Below are 6,777 nucleotides of genomic sequence, written 5' to 3' on the forward strand. Positions count from 1 at the left end.
CGGCACAGCCCGCCAGGAGCACCGCTCCTACACCACGTCCAGGGACACGACCCCGGTCAAGGCTGAGGATCTCTATGGTGGTTTCCGCGCCTCGCATTTGATGGGCCAGGACGTGTTCGGGCCGAACGGCAATCAAATGGGCGAAGTTCAGGAGATTTTCGTTGATGCCGAGGGTCGCGCCACTGCGATCATTGTGGAGGCGGGGGGGTTCTCGACATTGGCGACGCTGCGTTCCGCGTGCCCTGGCGCGAGGTGAACCTGACACCTGGCCGCAAGGGTGTGCAGATCCCGATCACCGAGGCCACGGCCGAGCGCTACGACTTGTTCGACGGCCCCGAGACAGCCATCGCGGGCCCGCGCGAGTTCCGCCTTTCCGAACTAGTCGGCGACTATACGCGGCTGCGCAACGGGGTCGGCTACGGCCGGGTGTCCGATGTGTCGCTTAGCCGCGAGGGCCGGATCCTGGGTGTGCTGGTGAACCGGGACATTGGCTGGGTAGCGGGCATCTACGGCTACCCCTTCTACGGCTACGGCTACGGCTTCGAACCGGGCGCAAGTTCCTACACCCTACCCTTCGGCACGGACGAAGAAGCGGCGGGAGGGCCGCGCCTCGACACCTCGCGCTTCGAAGCCGGCCTCCTCTAGGGCGCATGTGCCCTGGGCGCCGGCGCGGCCGCGGTGGCGCCCAGGCAGACCGCAGACGGACGAAATGCACAGGGGATAGGACATGCGCAGCATCGCACTCCCGGCACTGCTCGCCGGCATCCTGGTTGCGGGAGCGGCCCTCGCGTCTGCCCCAGCGGCGGCGCAGTACCGTGACGGGGACCGCCTGGAGGTGTTCGGGCCCGGCGACCGCGGTTGGTTTGAGGGGCGCGAGCGCTACGGCCGCGGCCAGTACGAGCGTGGAGGCGACCGACATTCGCGGCATGAGCCTGCCCCCTGATGACCAGACGACGCCTGCGAAGTCGAAGATCTCGCCCGAGGAGCGTCGGCACCGAGACGCCGATCGGCTGAAGAGGCTTCGCCTTCGGATGGCGATCGGCCGCGAGTTGGACGACCGGGGCATCACCGCAGCCGGCTATGACGCAGACTGATGGGGAACCGCTCTAAAGCTACCAGGACACTCAGATGCGCGCGGCAATTTTGAGACAAAACTCGCGTTTGAGTGATTTGTGCAGCGTGAAATCAACCTGTAGACGATATTCGGAGGCCGCGATGAGGCCTTTCTCTGTCCCCCTGGAGACCACGATGCCCGCCCTCCGCCAGATCCTCATCGTCGAGGATGATGCCGCGCTGCGTGCCACCCTTGCCGAGCAGATCCTGTCTGGTGGTGAGTTCAGCGCCGATGAGGCGGAGAGCGCAGCCGAGGCAGAGGCCAAGCTGGCCAGTGCAGGCGCCCGCTACGATGCCATCCTGCTGGATGTCGGGCTGCCGGATGCGGATGGCCGGGAGTTCTGCGCCAAGCTGCGCCGCGACGGGCGTCGGATGCCGGTCATCATGGTCACCGGCGCCGATGCCGAGCAGGACGTGATCCGCGGCCTCGACTCTGGCGCCAACGACTACCTAGCGAAACCCTACCGGCTGCCGGAGCTGCTGGCACGGGTGCGGGCCCAGCTGCGGGTGTTCGACAACTCCGAGGATGCCACCTTCCTGATCGGCCCCTATGTCTTCCGTCCCAGCCTGCGACTGCTGCAGGAGACGGCCCGCAACCGCAAGATCCGGCTGACGGACAAGGAATGCGCGATCCTGAAGTTCCTCTACCGCGCCGGTGGCAGGTCTGTGCCACGGCCGGTCCTGCTGAACGAGGTCTGGGGCTATAGCAGCACCGTCACCACCCACACCCTCGAGACGCATGTCTACCGGCTGCGCCAAAAGATCGAGAGCGATGCCGGCCAGCCGCGCCTGCTGCTGACCGAGAATGGCGGCTACAGCCTGAGCGCGACCGCAACATTGCACGCTCGGTGATCCTAGAACCCTGCAAAGGTCTAACCTCCTCTCAATCAGGTTTAGGAAGCCCGGATCATGGCTGAGATCCTGCTCTTTCCCACTGAACGGCTCGTGGATGCAGCTTATCGCACGAAGGTTCGGCTGCCCAAGGTTGAAGAACTTGCAGCCGAGGTCGGCACCGACGAATGGCTGGAGCAGGATGCCGCAGACGACACCAGCCTTGGGGTGGTGGCCAGCCTTGCTGCCGCGCCGTCACAGACGCTCGCGGTTCTTGCACGCAAGGTGGAGGTGTTGGTTGCGCGCCTCGCATCAGATGACGAGAATGATGCTGGATTATGTGCCGCGGAGGCGAAGCTGCTGAGATCCGTGCTGCAGGATCTTCAGGCGTTTGCGGCGGATGTCGCCTTTGCTGCCCTTGGCGCTAAACTATGGGCACCAACTTCCGCCGGTTAGACGCACTGGTGTACGGAGGTGGATGAACCGACGAAGGTGGTCCTGCCTAGGACCTTATTGCAGCGGTCGCCCGCCTGAGCGGCTGCGGGTAGTGTGAGATCGGGGCGAGACCCCTTCATCCTGCAGGGGCATCCCTCTTGCCGTTCAAAGCGAACGCCGCTCGGCGCCACCACATCCCGAAGCAGCGGCACCGGGTGACCAACTGGGCCAAGTATGATGCGGGCCTGCGCGCCCGCGGCAGCCTCACCGTGTGGTTCACGCCGGAGGCGGTCGAGGCATGGACCGCCGAGCCGCGCACCGGCCGGGGCGGGCAGCCCGCTTACTCCGCGCTGGCGATCGCCACCGCCCTGACGCTGCGTGCCGTGTTCCGCCTGGCGCTGCGCCAGACCGAGGGCCTGATCGGCTCCCTTCTGCAGCTGCTGGGCCTCGACTTCCCGTGCCGGACCACTCTACCCTCAGCCGCCGGGCCGAGACGCTGGAGGTGCCCCGCCCAAAGGCGGGGAGCATGCCCGTGCATCTGCTGGTGGACAGCACGGGGCTCAAGCTCTGCGGTCGGGGCGAGTGGCTCGAGGAAAAACACGGCACTAAGCGGCGCCGGTCTTGGAAGGTGCTGCATCTCGCCACCAACGCCGACACCGGCGAGATCGCCGCAAGCGTGCTGACGGACCGGGATGCCGACGACGGCTCCCAGGTCTGCTTCCTGCTTGACCAGATGGACGGGCCGGTGGCATCGCTCACCGGCGACGGCGCGTACGACAGCGACAACGTTTACGCCGAGGTCGCGGCGCGCAATGCCAATGCGGCCATCATCGTGCCGCCGCGCGCTAATGCGGTGCCAAGCGGCGCGGCCGAGACCATACCGACGCAGCGCGATGCGCATCTGCGATGTATCACCGAGCGGGGCCGCATGGGATGGCAGCGGGCATCAGGGTACAACAATCGCGCCCTGGTGGAGGCCGACGTTTCGCGCTGGAAGCGCGTCATCGGCGATGGCCTACGTTCCCAAACGGATGGCCGTCAGGCCACCGAGGTGGCCATCGCGGCCGGCGTGCTGAACCGAATGCTCGACCTCGGGCGTCCGAACTACGTCCGCATCACATGACCCGAAACACGGGTCGGGCTCAACGCGCCCGTACCGCCGAACCCTGCAACAAAGTGACCTGGCGCAGGAGCCGCTACAGATCGTCCGCTGGTTCGTCCAGCGCTGGCAGCTGGAAGTCACCTTCCGCGAGGTCCGCGACCACCTCGGCGTCGAGACCCAACGGCAATGGTCGGACAAAGCCATTGCCCGCACCACACCTTGCCTGCTCGGCCTGTTCTCGGTCGTCGCCCTGCTGGCGTCGCGCCTCAACAGCCGTGCCCAGCTCCGGGTCTCAGCCAGCGCCTGGTACCACAAGCAGCGACCGACCTTTGCTGACAGCCTTGCCACCGTACGGCGGGAGATCTGGAGTGAGCAGGGTTTTGCGCTGTCCCGCCACGCCCTCGACGCTACGAAACTCCCGCCAGCCCTCCGCAAGGGCATCGCTTACGCCCTCTGTCACGCTGCCTAATTGGCCAAACTCGAGCTCAGGGGTTGCAACTTTATTAGGGTGCGGCCTCTCACGCCGCCGGAGCAGGCCGAATCCGGCAGCGTCTCGCTGCTTTGCGTAGGGCGCGGAGGAACACGAACGTGCCGGAACGGACCACCGCGGGCTCCGACCCGCTAGCCGAGCGCCTCGCCCGGCAAGCCCGCGGCTGCACGACCAGCTCGACATCTCGCTACCGCGGCGGCATCAGATTCTTGTAGTGGTTTCTGAGCATGAATAATTTGCGCACTGATTGCGCCATTACGCTGGACAAGCGGCATCCACGCCGATATCACGGAACCGTGAGTTAACGTAGGGCCGCTTATAGGGCCCGGCTCGGGAAGATTCCATGAACCTCCGGCCCTGGCGCTTCAAAGGTTGGCATCTCACCGCGGTTACCCTGACGGTGGCAGCAGCATTCTGCGGCCTCGTCGCCGAAGCTCTGCTCGAAGCCTGCAGGGATACCTGGGATCGCGCCAGCCAGTCTGGTCGAAATCTCGCTCGCGCCATGGCGACAGAGATCGAGCGAACTGTCGAGAGCCTCGACCTCTCTCTCAAGGGTGCGGCGGACAACAGCCAGGTCTTGGGTGTCATGAGCCTCGAGCCGCAGCTGCGCAACATGGTGCTGTTCGACCGGGCCGCTGCTGCAAAGAACCTTGGCTACATGTTACTTTTGGACGCGCGCGGCGACATCGTGGCCTCGTCGCGGCTTGACGGGCCTCTGCAAGGCAACTTTGCTGACCGAGGCTATTTCCGAGCTCACCGGGACAATGCGGCGCTCGGATTGCACGTGAGCGAACCCTTTCGAAGCAGGCTGAGCGGCGACGCGAGCCTTGCCTTCAGCCGTCGTGTGCCAGCACCTGATGGTAGCTTCGGCGGTGTTGCAGTTGGGGCGGTCCGTCTCAACTCCGTCCGGGAACGCTTCGAGGCCATGGATCTTGGAGCAAAGGGATCCCTGACGCTGTTTCACGAGGACGGCACGATCGTGATGCGCGTGCCCTACCGCGACGCCTTCATCGGCAGCGATGTCAGCGCGACTGAAGTCTACCGGCGCGCCATGCAGAGCGAGAGCGGCCAGTTTGTCGCAGTTTCCAATTTCGACGGCGAACGCAAGATGCACAGTTTCGCAAGCGTCGCAGGAGCGCCCCTCCGGGTTGCGGTCTCCTTCTCGATCAATGACATTGAGGCAGGCTGGCGACAGCATGCCATCCTGGTCAGTCTGGCCGCGTTTGTCCTGGTGGGCGCCTTGCTCCTGGCATCGCTCACTCTGGGACGCGCGATGCGGAAGCGCCAGGAGGCTGAGGCCGCCACACATGAGAGCGAAGCCAACTTCCGTCTGCTTGCTGAGAACTGTGCCGACATGGTGACGCGCATAGGCCCGGACGGCTTACGCCGATATGTCTCCCCCGCCTCGTTCCGCATCCTCGGCCGGGCGCCGGAAGAACTTGTTGGGCGCCGTCCACGAGATGAGATCCATGCCAACGATGCAGGAGCCGTGGCTGCAGCATCAGACCGATTGCAGCAAAGCGATGACGATACGGAGGCCACACTTTGCTACCGCAGTCGTCGGGCTGACGGCACCTGGATCTGGATGGAGTCCACCGTTCGCGCCGTCCGTGACCCATTAACAGGGAAGAAGGATGGGCTTGTCGTGGTATCGCGCGATGTGACTGAGCGCAAAAGGGTTGAGGTTGAGCTGGCGCGCTTGGCCACTCTTGACGGTCTTACTGGCATCGCCAACCGACGCAGCCTGGATGATGCGCTTGGACGGGAATGGCGGCGTTGCGCGCGGGCCGAGTTGCCACTTTCCGTGCTGCTGGTTGACGTGGATCGATTCAAGGCGATGAACGACTCCCAAGGCCACCAAAAGGGTGACGAGTGCTTGCGGCTGGTGGGAGCGGTGCTCGGCGGCACCGTGCGCCGGGCCAGTGACCTGTCAGCCCGCTATGGCGGTGAGGAGTTTGCGCTCTTGCTGCCAGAAACAGATGCCATGGGCGCTGCGGCCGTGGCTGAGCGGGTACGAGCTGAGGTCGAAGCTCTGGCCCTGCCGCACGAGGCCAGTGGGCTGCCCGGGAGCGTTGTGACTGTGAGCGTAGGTGGAGCGACGATCTGGCCAGTGCCAGGCGAGGAGGCAACCGGACCGGCTGCGCTCATCGGAATGGCTGACCAATGCCTGTACGAGGCAAAGCGTACCGGGCGGAATAGAACGGTGCACACTGCAATGCCTTGTCCCGGTTTAGCAGCATCGCTGGCGCGCGCCGCGCCGTCAGTTTCAAACTTCATCGTGCCGACGTAGAAGGTGTCCTGGGCGCCGCAGTAGCCCTGGCACTCGCTCTCGAACTCGCCGTGGGCTTCATTGTCCTGCCTGGCCGTTTCCAAGGCGGCAATCTGGGCTTCGGTGAGCACCAGCCCATGCTAGGCGCTCTTGGCCTCGAGCGCCTTCAGCCGCTTCTTCATGGTCTCGAGGTCGTGCCGTTGCCAGACGCAGCGCACCCCGGCGGGGAAGATGGACAGGCCGCGGCGCTCCACCGCCTCGGCCACCCGCTGGCCTTCCCCCGCTTTCACGGACAGTGTTACGCAGCTCTGAAGCAGCCGCCTGGAACGCCGCCACCTTCTGCTCTGGTGTGATGTAGCTCAACGCAGAATGAAGGCGGTGCTTGTTGTACCATCCCTGCAGGAACTGAAAAATGTCAGCCCTGGCTTCGGCGTGCGTCAGGTAGTCGCGCTGCTCGACGAGTTCGCCCTTCAGCGTGGCGTCGCCTTGTTGCAGCGATCGCCGGTCTGGATGGCTTTGGGTAGGGTGAGGCCGGGG

The 6,777-nt window shown here is 65.1% G+C and carries 6 protein-coding genes and 3 pseudogenes; 7 read left to right on the forward strand and 2 right to left on the reverse strand.

Annotated features, from left to right (window positions below; translation table 11 throughout):
• From AC5JJ6_RS34800 to AC5JJ6_RS34830, 7 genes and pseudogenes are all read left to right on the forward strand, one after another.
• Nucleotides 1–256 (forward strand): PRC-barrel domain-containing protein (locus tag AC5JJ6_RS34800; RefSeq protein WP_496046427.1); only part of this gene is annotated, 256 nt, incomplete at its 5' end.
• Nucleotides 238–645, forward strand: coding sequence for a hypothetical protein (locus AC5JJ6_RS34805; RefSeq protein ID WP_496046428.1), 408 nt, complete (start codon nt 238–240; stop codon nt 643–645). The genes AC5JJ6_RS34800 and AC5JJ6_RS34805, both read left to right, overlap by 19 nt.
• Nucleotides 646–926: 281 nt before the next feature.
• Nucleotides 927–1,094, forward strand: coding sequence for a hypothetical protein (locus tag AC5JJ6_RS34810; RefSeq protein WP_496046429.1), 168 nt, complete (start codon nt 927–929; stop codon nt 1,092–1,094).
• Between the two features lie 121 nt (nt 1,095–1,215).
• A complete protein-coding gene (locus AC5JJ6_RS34815) occupies nt 1,216–1,965 on the forward strand; it encodes a response regulator transcription factor (protein WP_496046430.1) in 750 nt (249 codons plus the stop codon).
• A gap of 57 nt (nt 1,966–2,022) precedes the next feature.
• Nucleotides 2,023–2,400 (forward strand): hypothetical protein, encoded by a 378-nt coding sequence (locus tag AC5JJ6_RS34820; protein WP_496046431.1) that lies wholly within the window; start codon nt 2,023–2,025, stop codon nt 2,398–2,400.
• 137 nt (nt 2,401–2,537) lie between these two features.
• A pseudogene (locus AC5JJ6_RS34825) lies at nt 2,538–3,502 on the forward strand (IS5 family transposase).
• Between the two features lie 812 nt (nt 3,503–4,314).
• Entirely contained in the window at nt 4,315–6,261 is a 1,947-nt protein-coding gene (locus AC5JJ6_RS34830; RefSeq protein WP_496046432.1) for a diguanylate cyclase domain-containing protein, read from the forward strand.
• Here AC5JJ6_RS34830 and AC5JJ6_RS34835 read toward each other — a convergent pair.
• A pseudogene (locus AC5JJ6_RS34835) lies at nt 6,243–6,464 on the reverse strand (IS481 family transposase); the annotation flags it as partial. The gene AC5JJ6_RS34830 and the pseudogene AC5JJ6_RS34835 overlap by 19 nt on opposite strands.
• Before the next feature lie 127 nt (nt 6,465–6,591).
• Nucleotides 6,592–6,735: pseudogene (locus AC5JJ6_RS34840) on the reverse strand (IS3 family transposase); the annotation flags it as partial.
• Nucleotides 6,736–6,777 lie beyond the last annotated feature (42 nt).

This window comes from Skermanella sp. (genome assembly GCF_059503625.1).

Bases quoted from the DNA above. Each gene is read 5' to 3' on its own strand.
- AC5JJ6_RS34810 (WP_496046429.1), top strand. From the start codon at position 927: ATGAGCCTGCCCCCTGATGACCAGACGACGCCTGCGAAGTCGAAGATC.
- AC5JJ6_RS34815 (WP_496046430.1), top strand. From the start codon at position 1,216: ATGAGGCCTTTCTCTGTCCCCCTGGAGACCACGATGCCCGCCCTCCGC.
- AC5JJ6_RS34820 (WP_496046431.1), top strand. From the start codon at position 2,023: ATGGCTGAGATCCTGCTCTTTCCCACTGAACGGCTCGTGGATGCAGCT.
- AC5JJ6_RS34830 (WP_496046432.1), top strand. From the start codon at position 4,315: ATGAACCTCCGGCCCTGGCGCTTCAAAGGTTGGCATCTCACCGCGGTT.